The sequence below is a fragment of the Streptomyces sp. NPDC006711 genome (genome assembly GCF_042869775.1).
Lineage (GTDB): Bacteria > Actinomycetota > Actinomycetes > Streptomycetales > Streptomycetaceae > Streptomyces.
In genome coordinates this window covers 21,697-38,881 of the sequence record NZ_JBIAGO010000027.1, presented here as the reverse complement: position 1 = coordinate 38,881, position 17,185 = coordinate 21,697, and the positions used below count along the sequence as shown (strand labels likewise).

14 protein-coding genes, 1 tRNA gene and 1 riboswitch are annotated in these 17,185 nt (G+C 70.7%); of the genes, 11 read left to right on the top strand and 4 right to left on the bottom strand.

What is annotated here, in order from left to right; translation table 11 throughout:
• Positions 1-390: 390 nt before the first annotated feature.
• From ACFYM2_RS32645 to ACFYM2_RS32615, 7 genes are all read left to right on the top strand, one after another.
• Positions 391-1,641 (top strand): cytochrome P450, encoded by a 1,251-nt coding sequence (locus ACFYM2_RS32645; RefSeq protein ID WP_359007323.1) that lies wholly within the window; start codon positions 391-393, stop codon positions 1,639-1,641.
• 221 nt (positions 1,642-1,862) lie between these two features.
• Positions 1,863-2,864, top strand: a complete 1,002-nt coding sequence (locus tag ACFYM2_RS32640; RefSeq protein WP_388841177.1) for a transglycosylase family protein — start codon at positions 1,863-1,865, stop codon at positions 2,862-2,864.
• 256 nt (positions 2,865-3,120) lie between these two features.
• Positions 3,121-3,288, top strand: a riboswitch (cyclic di-AMP (ydaO/yuaA leader).
• 1 nt (position 3,289) lies between these two features.
• The gene (locus tag ACFYM2_RS32635) at positions 3,290-4,024 is read left to right on the top strand and encodes a transglycosylase family protein (protein ID WP_388841174.1); all 735 of its coding nucleotides are present in this window, start codon (positions 3,290-3,292) and stop codon (positions 4,022-4,024) included.
• A gap of 290 nt (positions 4,025-4,314) precedes the next feature.
• Complete coding sequence (gene eno / locus ACFYM2_RS32630; RefSeq protein ID WP_350230791.1) at positions 4,315-5,601, top strand: phosphopyruvate hydratase; 1,287 nt, start codon at positions 4,315-4,317, stop codon at positions 5,599-5,601.
• Positions 5,602-5,727: 126 nt separating this feature from the next.
• Positions 5,728-6,216, top strand: coding sequence for a septum formation initiator family protein (locus ACFYM2_RS32625; protein ID WP_359007313.1), 489 nt, complete (start codon positions 5,728-5,730; stop codon positions 6,214-6,216).
• 30 nt (positions 6,217-6,246) lie between these two features.
• A complete protein-coding gene (locus tag ACFYM2_RS32620) occupies positions 6,247-6,780 on the top strand; it encodes a DUF501 domain-containing protein (protein WP_359007310.1) in 534 nt (177 codons plus the stop codon).
• Positions 6,777-7,721 carry an exopolyphosphatase gene (locus tag ACFYM2_RS32615; protein WP_388841171.1) on the top strand — a complete coding sequence of 315 codons (945 nt, stop codon included), beginning with the start codon at positions 6,777-6,779 and terminating at the stop codon, positions 7,719-7,721. Before ACFYM2_RS32620 ends, ACFYM2_RS32615 begins: the two co-directional genes overlap by 4 nt.
• A gap of 66 nt (positions 7,722-7,787) precedes the next feature.
• Here ACFYM2_RS32615 and ACFYM2_RS32610 read toward each other — a convergent pair whose 3' ends face one another.
• Positions 7,788-8,057, bottom strand: a complete 270-nt coding sequence (locus ACFYM2_RS32610; protein WP_328312428.1) for a type II toxin-antitoxin system RelE/ParE family toxin — start codon at positions 8,055-8,057, stop codon at positions 7,788-7,790.
• A complete protein-coding gene (locus ACFYM2_RS32605) occupies positions 8,054-8,326 on the bottom strand; it encodes a type II toxin-antitoxin system Phd/YefM family antitoxin (protein ID WP_359007304.1) in 273 nt (90 codons plus the stop codon). Before ACFYM2_RS32605 ends, ACFYM2_RS32610 begins: the two co-directional genes overlap by 4 nt.
• A 489-nt stretch (positions 8,327-8,815) precedes the next feature.
• On the opposite strand from ACFYM2_RS32605, the gene ACFYM2_RS32600 reads away from it, so the two are divergent.
• Both ACFYM2_RS32600 and ACFYM2_RS32595 read left to right on the top strand, forming a co-directional pair.
• Positions 8,816-10,225 (top strand): NAD(P)/FAD-dependent oxidoreductase, encoded by a 1,410-nt coding sequence (locus ACFYM2_RS32600; RefSeq protein WP_359007301.1) that lies wholly within the window; start codon positions 8,816-8,818, stop codon positions 10,223-10,225.
• A gap of 248 nt (positions 10,226-10,473) precedes the next feature.
• Entirely contained in the window at positions 10,474-11,766 is a 1,293-nt protein-coding gene (locus ACFYM2_RS32595; protein WP_388841166.1) for a class I SAM-dependent methyltransferase, read from the top strand.
• 113 nt (positions 11,767-11,879) lie between these two features.
• Here the strand turns inward: ACFYM2_RS32595 and ACFYM2_RS32590 are convergent, their stop codons facing one another.
• The gene (locus ACFYM2_RS32590) at positions 11,880-14,411 is read right to left on the bottom strand and encodes an ABC transporter permease (RefSeq protein WP_388841163.1); all 2,532 of its coding nucleotides are present in this window, start codon (positions 14,409-14,411) and stop codon (positions 11,880-11,882) included.
• 438 nt (positions 14,412-14,849) lie between these two features.
• Positions 14,850-15,620, bottom strand: coding sequence for an ABC transporter ATP-binding protein (locus ACFYM2_RS32585; RefSeq protein WP_359007293.1), 771 nt, complete (start codon positions 15,618-15,620; stop codon positions 14,850-14,852).
• A gap of 447 nt (positions 15,621-16,067) precedes the next feature.
• On the opposite strand from ACFYM2_RS32585, the gene ACFYM2_RS32580 reads away from it, so the two are divergent.
• Together ACFYM2_RS32580 and ACFYM2_RS32575 are read left to right on the top strand one after the other, a co-directional pair.
• A tRNA-Leu gene (locus tag ACFYM2_RS32580) sits at positions 16,068-16,149 on the top strand.
• A gap of 153 nt (positions 16,150-16,302) precedes the next feature.
• Positions 16,303-17,172 (top strand): Bax inhibitor-1/YccA family protein, encoded by an 870-nt coding sequence (locus tag ACFYM2_RS32575; RefSeq protein WP_388841160.1) that lies wholly within the window; start codon positions 16,303-16,305, stop codon positions 17,170-17,172.
• Positions 17,173-17,185 lie beyond the last annotated feature (13 nt).

Below are 17,185 nucleotides of genomic sequence, written 5' to 3'. Positions count from 1 at the left end.
CCCCTGACTACTCGGCGCTGGCCCGGATCGGCACCCTCAGCCCGTCCGGCGATTGAGGACGAGGCCGTTCAGGCCGACCGGGGTCTGGGGCGGAGCCCCAGGGACCTCGGCTGCGGGTCGTGGTCGCTCTTCGCGCAGTTCCCCGCGCCCCTGGCAGGGCTGGTGCTGGCCCGGATCGGCACCCTCAGCCCGTCCGGCGATTGAGGACAAGCGCCCTTTAGGCGCGACCGGGGTTTGGGGCGGAGCCCCAAGGGGTCGGCTTTCGGGTGCGGGCCGTGCGTGGCTGGGCGCGCAGTTCCCCGCGCCCCTGGCGGGGTCGGTGCGGGCCCGCACGGGCAGAGTCAGCCCCCCCCGGCCCCCGGCAGGGGCGGCGCGGGATACGTTCGGGGGGTGCAGGACGACGCCCCACTCACCGCCGGTCCGGAACTCTTCACCTGGGAGTTCGCCACCAACCCCTACCCCGCCTACGCCTGGCTCCGCACGCACACCCCCGTGCACCGCACCCGGCTCCCCAGCGGCGTGGAGGCCTGGCTCGTGACGCGGTACGGGGACGCCAAGCAGGCCCTCGCCGACCAGCGGCTCTCCAAGAACCCGGCGCACCACGCCGAGCCCGCCCACGCCAAGGGCAAAACCGGCATCCCGGGCGAGCGCAAGGCCGAGCTGATGACGCATCTGCTCAACATCGACCCGCCCGACCACACCCGGCTGCGCCGCCTCGTGTCGAAGGCGTTCACACCGCGTACGGTCGCCCAATTCGCCCCCCGCGTGCAGGAGTTGACCGACCAGCTCATCGACGCGTTCGCGGCGAACGGCGAGGCCGACCTCATCCACGAGTTCGCCTTCCCGCTCCCCATCTACGCCATCTGCGACCTCCTCGGCGTACCCCGCGAGGACCAGAACGACTTCCGCGACTGGGCGGGGATGATGATCCGGCACGGCGGCGGCCCGCGCGGCGGCGTCGCACGTTCGGTGAAGAAGATGCGCGACTATCTCGCCGAGCTCATCCACAAGAAGCGCGAGAACCCCGGTGACGACCTCATCTCGCGGCTCATCGAGGCCAGCGACCACGGCGAGCACCTGACGGAGAACGAGGCCGCCGCGATGGCCTTCATCCTTCTCTTCGCCGGGTTCGAGACCACCGTCAACCTGATCGGGAACGGGATGCACGCCCTGCTGGGCAACCCCGGGCAGCGCCACCGCCTCCAGGCCTCGCTCGCGGCCGGCGAGAGCGCCCTGCTGGAGAGCGGCGTAGAGGAACTGCTGCGCTACGACGGGCCGGTCGAGCTCGCGACCTGGCGGTTCGCCACCGAGGCGCTGACCATCGGCGGCCAGGACATCGCACCCGGCGACCCGGTCCTGGTCGTGCTGGCCGCCGCCGACCGCGACCCGGAGCGCTTCGACGATCCCGACACGCTCGACCTCGGCCGGCGCGACAACCAGCACCTCGGATACGGCCACGGCATCCACTACTGCCTCGGCGCGCCGCTCGCGCGACTGGAGGGACAGACCGCCCTGGCGACCCTGCTGCGGCGCCTGCCGGACCTGCGTTTGGCGGTGGAACCGGAGGAGCTGCGCTGGCGCGGCGGCCTCATCATGCGCGGACTGCGCACGCTGCCGGTCGCGTTCACCCCGCCGCGCTGAGGCGGCGTACCGGAGGCCTCGCACGGAGCGCGACTGACACGCCGTCAGGACTGTGACTTTTATGTGATCGTGAGTCCATCGACTTGTGACAGACGTTCGAGTACGGCTACGTTCACCGTTCATTCGGCTCAGCAGTCACACGGAAGGCCTTATCCATGCGCTCCGGGAATGGACGGCATCGTCGACCCCGCCAGGCACCCGCCCTCGTCGTAGCGGCGGGAGTGACCGGATCGGCCATCGCGCTTCCCCTGCTCGCCGCGACCGGCGCGAACGCCGCGGACGCCGGCACCTGGAACCAGGTCGCCTCCTGCGAGTCCGGCGGGCAGTGGAGCGCCGACTTCGGCAACGGTCTGTACGGTGGGCTCCAATTCTCGCAGGCCACCTGGGAGGCGTACGGCGGCAACGAGTACGCCCAGCGCGCCGACCTCGCCAGCCGCGCCCAGCAGATAGCCGTCGCCGAGAAGGTGCTCGCGGCCAAGGGGCCCTCGGCGTTCGCGAACTGCGGCGCCGACGCCGGCCTCACCAAGGGCGGCGGCTCGGCGGACGTCGATCCGGGCGTGCCCGACACCTCGGGCTCCACCGCGTCGCCCGCGCCGTCGGTTCCGGTCACCCCGGCGACCCCGGCCGTCCCCGCCACCAAGACGCCCGAGGACGCCGCCACTCCGGGCGGCACGGCCGCCACCCCGGCCCCGGACGCCACCCGGCAGGACGGCCCGGCCAACTCGCCGGCGCCCTCCGCCTCCACCCCGTCCAGCTCCGGCAAGCACCGGGGCGCCCCCGCGCCGGAGGACGGCGCCGGCGCCAAGCCCGGGTCCACCGCGCCCGGCGCCGAGGCCGGCCGGCCCGACCCCGCCGCCGGCGACGGCACGGGCGCCCCGGCCGGCGAGAACCGCGACGCGGGGCAGCGCGCCTCGCGGGGTGACGGCGCCTCACGGGAGAGCGGCAACGCCCCTGACGCGAGCGGCGCCTACACCGTCCGCCCCGGCGACAACCTCTCGGTCATCGCCGACGCGCACAAGGTCCAGGGCGGCTGGCCCGCGCTCTACCACGCCAACGAGCGCCTGATCGGCACCGACCCCAACCTCATCCTGCCTGGCCAGAGCCTGGACCTGAAGGGCGTGACCGCCGCTCCCGCGGCCCCCGCGACCCCGAGCGCGCCCTCGTCGGCCACCGCGTCCCCCGCCCCGTCCGCCACCCCGAACTCGGCCCCGCAACAGGGCTAGTTCGGGGTGTATGTCCGTTGTGTGCAAGTGAGACATGGGTCTCTTCGCCTCAACTGGCGTGTCCCGTCTGCCCGGTCCGTCCGCCCCGCCCCTCACCTGCGGAAACATCCCTTCTGTGGCCGCAAGTAAGGGGGTTTTAACCCCGATGTGCCTCTTTGAACATTGGCGGGGCGTGTGTTTTCGTCGGACTCGCTCGTCACCGCGAGCCCCTTCGACCGAGAACGCCGAATCCTGCCGTCGGCCGATGGGAACAGTCGACGCTTATGCGCCGTAGGCAGGAGCGGGGGACCCAAGGTAGGCGCCGGCCCCGGCAGTTCACACGGACTGCCGACCGGCTTGGGGTGAAGACGGACGCACGACGTCCGGCCGGGCAGCTCACGCCCGAACCCGACAGCTCACCTCGCAGGCGTCGGTGAGGAGAACTCATGCTGCTTTCCGGCAAGGGCAAGCACCGCCGCCCGTCCAAGGCCGTCCGTGTCGTCACGCTGGCCGGCGTCGCCGGTGCCGCGGTCGCCGCTCCGCTGATGGCGGCAGGCAACGCCTCCGCCGCCTCCGTGCAGACCTGGGACGCCGTCGCCCAGTGCGAGTCCGGCGGCAACTGGTCCATCAACACCGGCAATGGCTACTACGGTGGCCTCCAGTTCTCGCAGTCCTCCTGGGCCGCCGCCGGCGGCACCAAGTACGCCTCGCGCGCCGACCTGGCCACCAAGGGCCAGCAGATAGCCGCCGCCGAGAAGCTGCTCGCCATCCAGGGCCCGGGTGCCTGGTCCTGCGCCGGCGCCGGCAACCTGAGCTCCGGCGGCGCCAAGGCCGATGTGGACACCTCCGGTTCGTCCTCTTCCTCTTCGAAGTCGGCCAAGCCCTCGAAGCCGAAGCAGCGCGTCCAGCCCCAGCAGAAGACGCAGCAGGAGACGCGGCAGAAGCCGCAGCGGACCGAGCAGCGCACCGAGGCGGCGCCGAAGGCCAGCCGCAGCGAGCAGCGCACCGAGCCGGTCAAGCAGGGCGACGGCGAGTACACCGTCAAGTCCGGCGACACGCTCGGCAACATCGCGACCGCCAACCACACCCAGGGTGGCTGGCAGAAGCTGTTCGACCTGAACAAGGACATCGTCAAGGACGCGAACCTGATCTTCCCGGGCCAGAAGCTCCACCTCGGCTGAGCCGGCCCGCCCCCAAGGTCGGCCCCCCAAGGTCGGCCCGCCCCCAAGGCAGCCCCGCCCCGGCGCGCGTTCCCCCGTACGCGCCGGGCCGGGGCTTTCGCTGTTACCAGACAGTAGTGTTGTGGGCCTTTGCCCGGGAATCAGGGTCATTGGGCCCTTTTTCGTCCCAGGACGCGGGCACTCGGCCGGCTGGACCCCCGGAGCCGGTTAGGCTCTTGTCGCAAGGCGAAGCGACCCCGCGGGTCCCTTGCACCGCCTGCGTCACATCTAGCGTCACATCCCAGAAGGAGATGCTCGTGCCGTCCATCGACGTCGTCGTAGCCCGGGAAATCCTGGACTCCCGAGGCAACCCCACGGTCGAGGTCGAGGTCGGCCTCGACGACGGCAGCACCGGCCGTGCTGCCGTCCCGTCCGGCGCCTCCACCGGTGCCTTCGAGGCCATCGAGCTTCGCGACGGCGACCCCAACCGCTACGGCGGCAAGGGTGTCGAGAAGGCCGTCCTCGCCGTCATCGAGCAGATCGGCCCGGAGCTCGTCGGCTACGACGCCACCGAGCAGCGCCTGATCGACCAGGCCATGTTCGACCTGGACGCCACGGACAACAAGGGCTCGCTCGGCGCCAACGCCATCCTCGGCGTCTCGCTCGCCGTCGCGCACGCCGCCTCCGAGGCCAGCGACCTGCCGCTCTTCCGCTACCTCGGCGGCCCGAACGCGCACCTGCTGCCCGTCCCGATGATGAACATCCTCAACGGTGGGTCGCACGCCGACTCCAACGTCGACATCCAGGAGTTCATGATCGCCCCGATCGGCGCGGAGTCCTTCTCCGAGGCCCTTCGCTGGGGTGCCGAGGTCTACCACACGCTCAAGGGCGTCCTGAAGCGCAAGGGCCTCTCCACCGGCCTCGGCGACGAGGGCGGCTTCGCGCCGAACCTGGAGTCCAACCGCGCCGCCCTCGACCTCATCCTTGAGGCCATCAAGGAAGCCGGTTACGCCCCGGGCAAGGACATCGCGCTCGCGCTCGACGTCGCCGCCTCGGAGTTCTACAAGGACGGCAAGTACGAGTTCGAGGGCAAGTCCCGCTCGGCCGCCGAGATGACCGAGTACTACGAGGAGCTCGTCTCCGCGTACCCGCTGGTCTCCATCGAGGACCCGCTGTTCGAGGACGACTGGGCCGGCTGGAACACCATCACCTCGCGCCTGGGCTCCAAGGTCCAGATCGTCGGTGACGACCTGTTCGTGACCAACCCCGAGCGTCTGGCCCGCGGCATCGAGGAGGGCTCCGCCAACGCCCTGCTCGTCAAGGTCAACCAGATCGGTTCGCTGACCGAGACCCTGGACGCCGTCGAGATGGCCCAGCGCAACGGCTTCAAGTGCATGATGTCCCACCGCTCCGGCGAGACCGAGGACGTCACCATCGCCGACCTCGCCGTCGCGGTGAACTGCGGTCAGATCAAGACCGGCGCACCGGCCCGCTCGGACCGCGTCGCCAAGTACAACCAGCTCCTGCGCATCGAGGAGATCCTGGACGACGCCGCCGTCTACGCCGGCCGCAGCGCCTTCCCCCGCTTCAAGGACTGAGCACCGGCCGCTCGCCGAGCCGAGCGGCCAAGGCGGCTGAGCCCCAGCCAGTCGTCCCCGCGTCCCCGGCCACGGTCCCGTACCGTGTCCGGGGACGTATGTGTGCGGCGGGGAGGCGGGAGAGCGATGGGCAACGACGCCAAGGTCAAGGACCGCGACCGGTTCTCCACCGCGGCCCGGCTCAAGGTGCTCGGCGAGCAGACCGCGGCCCGCGTCTACCGCTCGCAGAACAAGCGCCAGGCCCGCCGCTCCCGCCTCACCGGCCGCGCGGCGCTGCTCGCCCTCGTGCTGTGCTCGCTGATCGTGGCGCTCGCCTATCCGATGCGCCAGTACGTCTCGCAGCGCGCCGACATCTCCGACCAGCAGCGCAAGGCCGCCGACGCGCGCCAGTCGGTCGAGCGGCTGCGCGACGAGAAGGCGCGGCTCCAGGACGACGCGTACATCGAGCGCCTGGCCCGCGAGCATCTGCACATGCAGTTCCCGGGCGAGAGCGCCTTCGTCGTGATCGACCCGGGCGCGGCGGACAAGCACCGCGAGAACAAGGGCGCCACCGGCCGCGCCTGGCACTCCAACCTCTGGGACGGCGTCGACAAGGCCGACCGTTCCGCCAACTGACCACCGCTAGCGATAGAGACAGACCCAGGCATGGAAACGCCCCCGCCCCAGACCGACCGCACCGAGCCCACCGACGCGGACATCGCCGCCTTCAAGGAGCAGTTGGGCCGCCCGCCGCGCGGTCTGCGCGCGATCGCGCACCGCTGCCCCTGCGGCAACCCGGACGTCGTCGAGACGGCCCCGCGCCTGGAGGACGGCACGCCGTTCCCGACGACGTACTACCTCACCTGCCCGCGAGCGGCCTCCGCGATCGGCACCCTTGAGGCCAACGGCGTCATGAAGGAGATGACGGAGCGTCTGGCGAGCGACCCCGAGCTCGCGGCGGCCTACCGGGCCGCGCACGAGGACTACATCGCGCGCCGCGACGCCATCGAGGTCCTTGAGGGCTTCCCGAGCGCGGGCGGCATGCCGGACCGGGTCAAGTGCCTGCACGTCCTGGTGGGCCACTCGCTGGCCGCCGGACCCGGTGTGAACCCGCTGGGCGACGAGGCGATCGCGCTGCTGCCCCAGTGGTGGGCCAAGGGCCCGTGCGTGACGCCGTGCGGCGAGGGGGACGAGAAGTGACCCGGGTCGCCGCGATCGACTGCGGTACGAACTCGATCCGCCTGCTCGTCGCGGACGCGGACCCAGCCACCGGCGAGATCACCGACCTGGACCGGCGCATGACGATCGTGCGGCTCGGCCAGGGCGTGGACCGCACCGGGCGCCTGGCCCCCGAGGCCCTTGAGCGTACGTTCGCGGCGTGCCGCGAGTACGCCGAGGTCATCAAGGAACTGGGCGCCGAGCGCGTCCGTTTCGTGGCGACCTCCGCCTCGCGCGACGCGGAGAACCGCGACGACTTCGTGCGCGGGGTCCTCGACATCCTGGGCGTGGAGCCCGAGGTGATCTCCGGCGACCAGGAGGCCGCGTTCTCCTTCACGGGCGCCACCAAGGAACTGGACGGCGCCGGGGAGTACTTGGTCGTCGACATCGGCGGCGGCTCCACCGAGTTCGTGGTCGGCTCCACCGCCGTCGAGGCCGCCCGCTCGGTGGACATCGGCTGCGTACGCATGACGGAACGTCACCACCCGGGCGATCCCGCCACCCCCGAGCAGATCGCCGCGATCCGCGCCGACATCGAGGCGGCCCTGGACCTGGCCGAACAGAGCGTGCCGCTGACCGGCGGGCGCACCCTGGTCGGCCTCGCGGGCTCGGTGACCACCGTCGCCGCGATCGCGCTCGGCCTCACCGCGTACGACTCGGCCGCCATCCACCATTCACGCATCCCTTACGAGGACGTCGCCGCCGTCACCGCGCGCCTGCTCGCCTCCACCCACGAGGAACGCACCCGCATCCCCGTCCTGCACCCCGGCCGCGTGGACGTGATCGCCGCCGGAGCACTGGTCCTGCTCGCCATCATGGAGCGCACCGGGGCCCGCGAAGTGGTGGTCAGCGAACACGACATTCTGGACGGAATCGCGTTCGCCACCGCAGCAGAGGCCGAGACGGAGAAGCGGCAATCCTGACCCGGTGAAACGCACGACAGCGGCGTTGCGGTGAGCTCACCGCAACGCCGCTGTCGTGTTCGCTTTTCAGATGTTGCGGTAGACGTCGCGGCGGTCCCCGACCTTGACGACGAGGATGACGAGTTCGCCATCCAGGACTTGGTAGGCGACCCGGTAGTTGCCGACCCTGAGTCGGTAGAGGCCCGACGGGCCGGTGAGCTTCTTGACGTCGGCGGCCTCGCGGTACGGATCGTCGCCGAGTGAGGTCAGTGCGGCCAGGATGCGCATCGCCGCAGGGCGGTCGATGGCCCGCAGCTGCCGTTGCGCTGCGGCGGTAAACCGGAAGGCGTACTTCACGCCGCGCCTTCGCTACGCTCGGTGAACAGGTCCGCCAGCAGTTCGGCCATCGTCACGGTCGGGCCGCCCTCGGCCAGGACAGCTTCTGCCTCACGTGCCAGCAGGACATCGGCGGCTTCTTCCAGCGCGTCGAAGTCGGCGATCGGCACCACGGCTGCCACCGGCACCCCGTTGCGGGTGATCACTGTGGGCGTGCCCTGCTCGGCGCGATTGATGTGGTCCGCGAGATGCGCACGGGCTTCGCGTACGGTCACACCGCTCTCAGTCATGCATGCAGTGTACGCCTTACCGTGTACACGCGGGAGCCGTCGGCGCCCCCTTTCAGCCCTTCGTGCGCGAGCGTGACTTTGGGGCAAATGCCGGACGGAATCGCCTGGTCCGTCGCCTGATCGCGGCCGCGGGGCGGCACTTGCGACGGGTCGCCGAAGAAAGTTCGTGAAGTTCTTCACAAGAGAAAGCCGTCCGCGAGTCGAGGTTTCTGGTTCCAGGGCCGCTTTCCGAGGTCCAAGGGCCCTTCGCGGGGGCATTCCGTACGGTCCTTCGCGCGTCGCGCCTGCGTTTCCCACGACGGTGGTCCACCGCGCGCCGGGCGGGGGAGGCCAGTTCAGGAGGGGTGAACAACGTTCCCCTCGCCGTCATGGTTCCCCCGTGCCACCATGACCTCGCTCACGTGGGCCGCGCAGTGTAGCAGAGCCCCCTGCGAACCTTGTGAAGGGGCGCACGAGCGGGGGTACTCCGTCAGGTGGATACTCGATGGCATGAGCACCACGGAGCGTCCCAGGATCCTCGTAGTAGGTGGCGGGTACGTAGGCTTGTACGCAGCGCGGCGCATTCTCAAGAAGATGCGCTACGCGGAAGCGACCGTCACGGTCGTCGACCCGCGCTCGTACATGACGTACCAGCCCTTCCTCCCCGAAGCCGCCGCAGGCAGCATCTCGCCGCGCCACGTCGTCGTCCCGCTGCGACGCGTCGTGCGCGGAGCCGAGGTGCTCACCGGCCGGGTCACCAGCATCGACCAGGACCGCAAGGTCGCCACGGTCGCGCCGCTCGTCGGCGAGGCCTATGAGCTGCCCTTCGACTACCTGGTCATCGCGATGGGTGCGGTCTCGCGCACCTTCCCGATCCCCGGCCTGGCCGAGCAGGGCATCGGCATGAAGGGCGTGGAGGAGGCCATCGGCCTGCGCAACCACGTCCTGGAGCAGCTGGACAAGGCCGACTCCACCATGGACGAGGACGTCCGCCGCAAGGCGCTGACCTTCGTCTTCGTGGGCGGCGGCTTCGCCGGCGCGGAGACCATCGGCGAGGTGGAGGACATGGCCCGCGACGCGGCCAAGTACTACACCAACGTCAAGCGCGAGGACATGCGCTTCATCCTGGTCGACGCCGCCGACAAGATCCTTCCCGAGGTCGGCCCGGAGCTGGGCCGCTGGGGCAAGGAGCACCTTGAGGGCCGCGGGGTGGAGATCTACCTCTCGACCTCCATGGACTCCTGCGTGGACGGCCACGTCGTGCTGAAGAACGGCCTGGAGGTCGACTCCAACACGATCGTGTGGACCGCCGGCGTCAAGCCCAACCCGGCGCTCTCCCGCTTCGGTCTCCCGCTCGGCCCGCGCGGTCACGTGGACGCCCAGCCGACCCTCCAGGTCACCGGCACCGACTACATCTGGGCCGCCGGCGACAACGCCCAGGTTCCCGACCTCGCCGCCCGCAAGGCCGGCGTCGAGAACGCCTGGTGCCCGCCGAACGCCCAGCACGCGCTGCGCCAGGCCAAGGTCCTCGGCGACAACGTGGTCTCCGGCATGCGGGGCTTCCCGCAGAAGGAGTACGCCCACGCCAACAAGGGCGCGGTGGCCGGTCTCGGCCTCCACAAGGGCGTCGCGATGATCGTCATGGGCAAGATGAAGATCAAGCTCAAGGGCCGTCTCGCCTGGTATATGCACCGTGGCTACCACGGCATGGCCGTGCCGACGTTCAACCGCAAGATCCGCGTCCTGGCCGACTGGACCCTCGGCATGTTCCTCAAGCGCGAGGTCGTCTCCCTCGGCGCGATGGAGACCCCGCGCGAGGAGTTCTACGAGGCGGCCAAGCCCGCCCCGGCTCCCGCCGCCGAGGCCAAGCCCGCTGAGGCCAAGCCCGCCGAGGCCGGGGCGAAGGCCAAGGCTTCCTAGCACCGTCCGCTTCTCTCCCGAAGGGGTCGTCCGCCATCCGTGGTGCGGGCGGCCCCTTCGGCGTATCCGGGCGGCGGGGCGGGTACGGATGCGCGCGGCGCCCGCGCGCCCCGGGGCCGGTTTCCGGCCAGAAAGATGGTGTATACAGACATCCTGGCGCCTCCAGGCGCCGTAGCGGGATTGCCTGGCACCCGGGCAGTGTTGAGCGGGGTGCTGAGACATTTCTGCGAGGCACGGAGGTGCGCACGATGGCCGACGCGGCGCTGCGGCTGACCGCTCTAGCCGAGGAATTGCTGGGGGAACCCCTTCCGGTACGGATCCGGGCCTGGGACGGCAGCGAAGCGGGTCCGCCGGACGCGCCGGTTCTCGTCGTACGCCACCGGCGCGCCCTGCGCCGGCTCCTGTGGAAGCCGGGCGAACTCGGCCTGGCCCGCGCCTGGGTGGCCGGGGAGCTCGACGTCGAGGGCGATCTGTACGCGCTGCTTGACCGGCTGGCCGGGCTGATCTGGGAGCGGGACGACGAGACAGGCGCGGGCGTCCACCCGGTACGCGATCCGAGACTGCGGGCCGCCGCCAGGACGCTCCTGAAGATGGGCGGCGTCCTGCCGCCGCCGGCCCCGCCCGCCGAGGAGATGCGCCGCCGCACCGGCCGCCTGCACACCAAGCACCGCGACAAGGAGGCCATCAGCCACCACTACGACGTCGGCAACGACTTCTACGAGCTGGTGCTCGGCCCCTCGATGGTCTACTCGTGCGCGTACTGGCCGAGCCCCGACGCGACGCTGGCCGAGGCCCAGCGCGACAAACTCGACCTGGTCTGCCGCAAGTTGGCCCTCAAGGAGGGCGACCGGCTGCTCGATGTCGGCTGCGGCTGGGGCTCGATGGCCATCCACGCCGCCCGCGAGTACGGCGCCCACGTCGTCGGCATCACGCTCTCGCGCGAACAGGCCGCCTACGCCCGCAAGCGGATCGCGGAGGAGGGGCTGACCGACCGCATAGAGATCCGCGTCCAGGACTACCGGGACGTCAAGGACGGCCCGTTCGACGCGATCTCCTCGATCGGCATGGCCGAGCACGTCGGCTCGGTGCGGTACGCGCAGTACGCCGCCATCCTCCACGGGCTGCTCAGGGACGGCGGCCGGCTCCTGAACCACCAGATCGCCCGGCGCCCCGAGCGGGACGAATCGGCGTACCACGTCGATGAGTTCATCGACGCGTACGTCTTCCCCGACGGTGAGCTCGCCCCGCTCGGGCGCACCCTGGCCGCGCTGGAGGAGGCCGGGTTCGAGGCGCGCGACGTCGAACCCATCCGGGAGCACTACGCGCTGACGCTGCGTCAGTGGGTGGCGAACCTGGAGTCCGACTGGGCGCGCGCGACGCGGTACACCAGCCCCGAGCGGGCCCGGATCTGGCGGCTCTACATGGCGGCCTCCGCGATCTCCTTCGAGCGCAACCGGATCGGGGTCAACCAGATCCTCGCGGTGAAGACGCCGGTGGGCGGGGCGTCGGGGATGCCGCTGCGGGCGCGTACCTGGAACTGAGGCCGGGCGCGGGGCGGCGAGCCGGAACCGGCCAGGTCCCCGGGCGCCGAAGGGCCCCGGAGGTCATTCCTCCGGGGCCCTTCAACGGCCTTGTGCAGACAGCCGGTTGGCTCCTACTCGGTCTTGATCGCGGTCAGCATGTTCAGCTTCGCCGCGCTGCGGGCCGGCCACATCGCGGCCAGCACGCCCACCAGGGCGGCGAGGAGCAGGAACAGCGCGATCCGGTCCCACGGCATGACCAGCGCGTAGCCGGGGATCGAGCCCTTGATGGTCTGGCCGATGGCCCAGGCAAGGAACGAGCCGAGGCCGACGCCGATCACCGCGCCGAACAGCGAGATGACCACGGCCTCCAGGCGGATCATGGTCTTGACCCGGCGGCGGTCCAGGCCGATCGCCCGCAGCATCCCGATCTCCTGCTGGCGCTCGAACACCGACATCGCCAGGGTGTTGACGACACCGAGGACCGCGATGAGCAGGGCCATCGCGAGCAGCCCGTACATGATGTTGAGCAGCGTGTTGATCATGCCGCCGAACTCGTTGCGGATGTCCTGCTGGTCCATGATGCTGATCGCCGGGTTGTCGCCGAGCGCGTTGACCAGGGCCTTCTCATGGGCGCTCGTGGCGCCGCCGTCCACCTTGACGAAGACCTGCGGGATGAAGGGCTTGGTGGCGTGCGGGTCGAGCAGCGCGGTCGGGGCGAGGACGGAGTCCAGGAACTCGTTCTCCTTGTACGTCGCGCCGATGGTCAGCTCGGTCTTCTTCTTGTCCTCGAACTCGACGGCGACCCGCGAGCCGGCCTTCCAGCCGTGCTTGGCGGCGGTCGTGTCGTCGACGGCTATCTGGTTCTGGCCCAGGGTGGCGAGCGAACCGGACACCGGCTCGACGGCGAGGACCTTCTCGATGTCGCCGGGCGTGACGCCGGCCACCGACTGCCCGGTGTCGTCGATCTTCAGGAACGAGGACTGCTTGGGGGAGACCGCTGTGACGCCGGGCGCCTTGCGCAGCGCGGAGACCACGTCGTTGTCGAGCCCCGAGCGGCCGGACGCCATCTGGACCATGTAGTCGGCCTTGATGTTGTCCGTGGTCACCTTGTCGATGGCGGCGCCGATCGTCACACCCAGCACCGAGAGGCCGGTGACCAGGGTGAGACCGATGGCGAGCGCCGACGCGGTGGCGCCGGTGCGGCGCGGGTTGCGCACCGCGTTCTGGCTCGCGAGCTTGCCGGAGACGCCGAACACCTTGGCGATGGCGGGGCGCACCAGCGCGATGACCGGCCGGGAGAGCAGCGGGATCAGGATGATGACGCCGACCAGGGCGAGGAAGGCGCCGAGACCGATGAGGTACTTGCCGTCCTTGCCGGCGGCGGCGCCCGCCACGATGGCGGCCGCGCCGCCGAGCGCGATCACTCCGCCGATGGAGTTGCGTACGACCAGGGACTTGGTGGTGGCCACGCCGTGCACGCTGTTCATCGCCGCGACCGGCGGGATCTTGGCCGCGCGCCAGGCGGGCAGCAGGGCGGCGAGCAGCGTGACGAACACACCGACGGCGAGCGCGGCGACGACCGGGGTCGCGGACACGATCATCGGGCCGGCCGGCAGCTTGGCGCCGGAGGCACTCATCACGGACCGCAGCCCGGCCGCCAGGGCGAGACCGAGGCCGAAGCCGATGGCGGAGGCGATCACACCGACCACCAGCGCCTCGGTCAGCACCGAGCGGCGTACCTGGCCGCGCGAGGCGCCGACGGCACGCATCAGGGCCAGCTCACGGGTGCGCTGGGCGACCAGCATGGTGAAGGTGTTGGAGATCAGGAAGATCCCGACGAAGAGCGCGATGCCGGCGAAGCCGAGCAGCATCTGGTTGAGGCCGCTCAGCCCCGTCTCGATGTTCTTGGCCTCCTCGTCGGCGAGCGCCTTGCCGGTCTTGGCCTCGGCGTCCTTGGGGAGCAGGGGCTCGATGCCGGTGAGGATCTTCTGGGCGTCGGCGCCGGGGACGGCCGTCACGTTCGCGTTCTGGAAGTAACCCGGCTTGAGGTAGAGCTGCTGGGCGACGGGGGTGTCGAACAGCACCAGGCTGCCGCCCGCGTTCACCGCGCCGTCCTCGGTGGTGAAGATGCCGGTGAGCTTGTAGGACTTGACGGGGCCGTTGGTGGCGACCCGCACGTTGTCGCCGACGGTGTACTCGCCCTTGGCGGCAGTGTCCTTGTCGAGCGCGATCTGGTCGTCCCTTGCCGGGCCGGAGCCCTGGGCGAAGGTGTACGAGGGGTCCTTGCCGTCCTTGCCGGGGGCGAAGTTGCCGCCCTTGTTGGCCCAGCCCTGCCCGATCAGCTTGCCGTCGGTGCCGGCCACCCCGGCGAAGCCGTCGAGACGGCCCGTGACGGAGGCGACGCCGTCCAGCTTCGCCATCTTCTGGAGGGTCTGCTCGCTGATCCCGGCCCGGCGGTCGGTGTCGTCGGCGCTCGCGTACGTGGTGACGGCGACGGCCACCTTGTCGTAGTTCTTGGCCGACTGGTGGCGGAAGGCGTTGCCGAGGGTGTCGGTGAAGATGAGCGTGCCGGACACGAAGGCGACGCCGAGCATGACGGCGAGCACCGTCATCAACAGCCGGGCCTTGTGCGCGAGCACGTTGCGCAGGGCGGTTTTGAACATGGGTTTCTACTCAGTCCTGGTGAGATACGACGACGCGAGGGAGGGGGCGGGGGCGAGGGCACTTGGGGCTTCGGGCGCGCCCGGGGACTTCGGCTTTCGGGTCGAGGGCCCGGAGCACTGGGGGTTTCGGGTGCGTCCGGGGACTTCGGCTTTCGGGGCGTGGGCCGGGCACTTCGCCCCGCGGGGCGCGCCCCGGACACTTCAGCCCCTCCGGCGTCTGAGGAGCGGGGGCCTGGGGGCGGCGCCCCCAGCGGTACTGGGTGCGAACGCGGCCCCGGGGGCCACGAACCGGGGGCTGAGGCAAAGCCCCCAGCGGTACTGGGTGCGAACGCGGTCCCGGGGGCCACGAACCGGGGGTCTGGGGCGGAGCCCCCAGCGGCACCGCGCACGCCGGGGCGGACCCAGGGGGTTCGGGGGCAACGCCCCCGACGGCTCGGGTCAGCTGGTGCGGCCCTTGGCGTCGAACGCCTTCATCCGGTCGAGCACCCCGTCCGCGCTGGGCCGCAGCATCTCGTCCACGATCCGCCCGTCGGCGAGGAATATGACCCGGTCCGCGTAGGAGGCCGCGACCGGGTCGTGCGTCACCATGACCACGGTCTGCCCCAGCTCCCGCACCGAGTTGCGCAGGAAGCCGAGGACTTCGGCGCCGGAGCGCGAGTCCAGGTTTCCGGTCGGCTCGTCACCGAAGATGATCTCCGGCTGGGAGGCGAGCGCGCGGGCCACGGCGACGCGCTGCTGCTGACCGCCGGAGAGCTGGGTGGGCCGGTGGCCGAGCCGGTCGGCGAGCCCCACCATGGCGATGACCTGGTCCAGCCACTGCTGGTCGGGCTTGCGGCCCGCGATGTCCATCGGGAGCGTGATGTTCTCCAGGGCGGTCAGCGTCGGGAGCAGGTTGAACGCCTGGAAGATGAAACCGATCTTGTCGCGGCGCAACTGCGTGAGCTGCTTGTCCTTGAGGGAACCGAGCTCGGTCTCGCCGATGCGGACCGAGCCGGAGCTGAAGGAGTCGAGGCCCGCGACGCAGTGCATCAGGGTGGACTTGCCGGAGCCCGAGGGGCCCATGATCGCGGTGAACTCGCCCTGGCGGAAGTCGACCGTGACCTGGTCGAGGGCGACCACCTGGGTCTCGCCCGTGCCGTAGACCTTCGACAGTTCGACGGCGCGGGCGGCCACCGCGGTCGCGCGGTGTGCGGTGGGGATGGTGGTCACGGGTTACTCCTGTCGAGCGGATTGCGGGGACGTGTTCCATCCTTCCGGCCCCAGGACGCCGCCTCGTCACCCGCTGTGCCCGTTTTCCTGGCCCTCTTGAGTCGGACGTGAGTACCCCGCGCGTCCTCCTGAGGTATGACGGCACCCCTGAGGCGCGCTCGGGAGCCACCGGGACGCGGCCGTCACGCGGGCCGGGCTCCCCGCCGGGTGCGCGAGGGCCGGGTGCGGGGCGCACACGGGCATCGACTTTCCGTCATTCCGCAGGCGCGTATCGGGGTACCCCCGGACGCCCTGCCAACCGCCCCCGGCATGTGCCAACACCGCTTTGAGCTGTGCTGACACACCCTCAGGCGTCAATAAAATAAGACAACATCGACTGGTTGTTCCGCTGTTCGGGGGATGCGTCGGGCTAGGCTCGTGCCGCGAAACGCGGAGCCGCGCGCCCTGGCCCGGATGGTGGAACGCAGACACGGCGAGCTTAAACCTCGCTGGCCTTCGGGCCGTGCCGGTTCAAGTCCGGCTCCGGGCACTCCAGCACGATCCGGTCTCCCGCGCGTCGGGTGCCGGACCCTTGCACACCTCTCGTCCCCGCGTGAAGATCCTCCTTAGGCAGTACGAGGATTCTTTGCGCGCCCATTACCCTGGACGGCAAGGCCGCGCACGGTGGCCATGGAGGAGTGAGATGAGGAGCAGCAACCCGGTCTTCTCGCGACGGGGCTTCAGCCGCGACACTGGCTACGCCGGATTCAACACCGCGCAGCAGCCGCAGGCCGGGGGCAACCCGTACGCGCAGGCACCCGCCAACCCGTACGCGACCAATCCGTACGCACAGCAGGACACGCAGTTCGGTGCCCCGCCGGCCGCCGCCGGCAACGTCATGACGATGGACGACGTCGTCACCCGCACCGCCATCTCGCTCGGCCTGGTCGTCGTCGGCGCGGTCCTGGCGTGGGTGATGCTGCCCGTCGACGCGGACAACATCCGCAAGTCGATGGGTGTCGCCGTCGCGGCGGGCCTGGTCTCCTTGGTCCTCGGCCTGATCCAGGCCTTCAAGCGCAAGCCGGTCCCGGCCCTGATCCTCGGGTACGCCGCCACCCAGGGCGTCGCGCTCGGCGTGATCAGCAGCATCATCAGTACGTACGTCGCCGCCGGTGCGGTCCCGCAGGCGGTGCTCGGCACCATGGCGGTCTTCGGCGGTGTGCTCATCGCCTACCGGACCGGCCTGATCCGGGTCAACCGCCGGTTCCAGGGCTTTGTGGCGGCCGCCGCCATCGGCTTCGTCCTGCTGATGATCACCAACTCGCTCTTCGCCGTCTTCGGCGGCGGCGACGGCCTCGGCTTCCGCAGCGGCGGTCTCGGCATCCTCTTCGGGATCATCGGCGTCATCCTCGGCGCCTGCTTCCTGGCGCTCGACTTCAAGCAGGTCGAGGACGGCATCGCCTACGGCGCGCCGCGTGAGGAGTCCTGGCTCGCGGCCTTCGGCCTCACCCTGACCCTGGTGTGGATCTACCGCGAGATGCTGAACATCATCGCGATCATCCAGGGCGACTGACCCACGCGACACC

What these genes read in the sequence shown, in the direction of transcription:
- ACFYM2_RS32635 (WP_388841174.1), top strand. Translation starts at nt 3,290, where the DNA reads ATGCTGCTTTCCGGCAAGGGCAAGCACCGCCGCCCGTCCAAGGCCGTC.
- eno (WP_350230791.1), top strand. Translation starts at nt 4,315, where the DNA reads ATGCTCGTGCCGTCCATCGACGTCGTCGTAGCCCGGGAAATCCTGGAC.
- ACFYM2_RS32625 (WP_359007313.1), top strand. Translation starts at nt 5,728, where the DNA reads ATGGGCAACGACGCCAAGGTCAAGGACCGCGACCGGTTCTCCACCGCG.
- ACFYM2_RS32620 (WP_359007310.1), top strand. Translation starts at nt 6,247, where the DNA reads ATGGAAACGCCCCCGCCCCAGACCGACCGCACCGAGCCCACCGACGCG.
- ACFYM2_RS32605 (WP_359007304.1), bottom strand. Translation starts at nt 8,326, where the DNA reads ATGACTGAGAGCGGTGTGACCGTACGCGAAGCCCGTGCGCATCTCGCG.
- ACFYM2_RS32600 (WP_359007301.1), top strand. Translation starts at nt 8,816, where the DNA reads ATGAGCACCACGGAGCGTCCCAGGATCCTCGTAGTAGGTGGCGGGTAC.
- ACFYM2_RS32595 (WP_388841166.1), top strand. Translation starts at nt 10,474, where the DNA reads ATGGCCGACGCGGCGCTGCGGCTGACCGCTCTAGCCGAGGAATTGCTG.
- ACFYM2_RS32590 (WP_388841163.1), bottom strand. Translation starts at nt 14,411, where the DNA reads ATGTTCAAAACCGCCCTGCGCAACGTGCTCGCGCACAAGGCCCGGCTG.
- ACFYM2_RS32575 (WP_388841160.1), top strand. Translation starts at nt 16,303, where the DNA reads ATGAGGAGCAGCAACCCGGTCTTCTCGCGACGGGGCTTCAGCCGCGAC.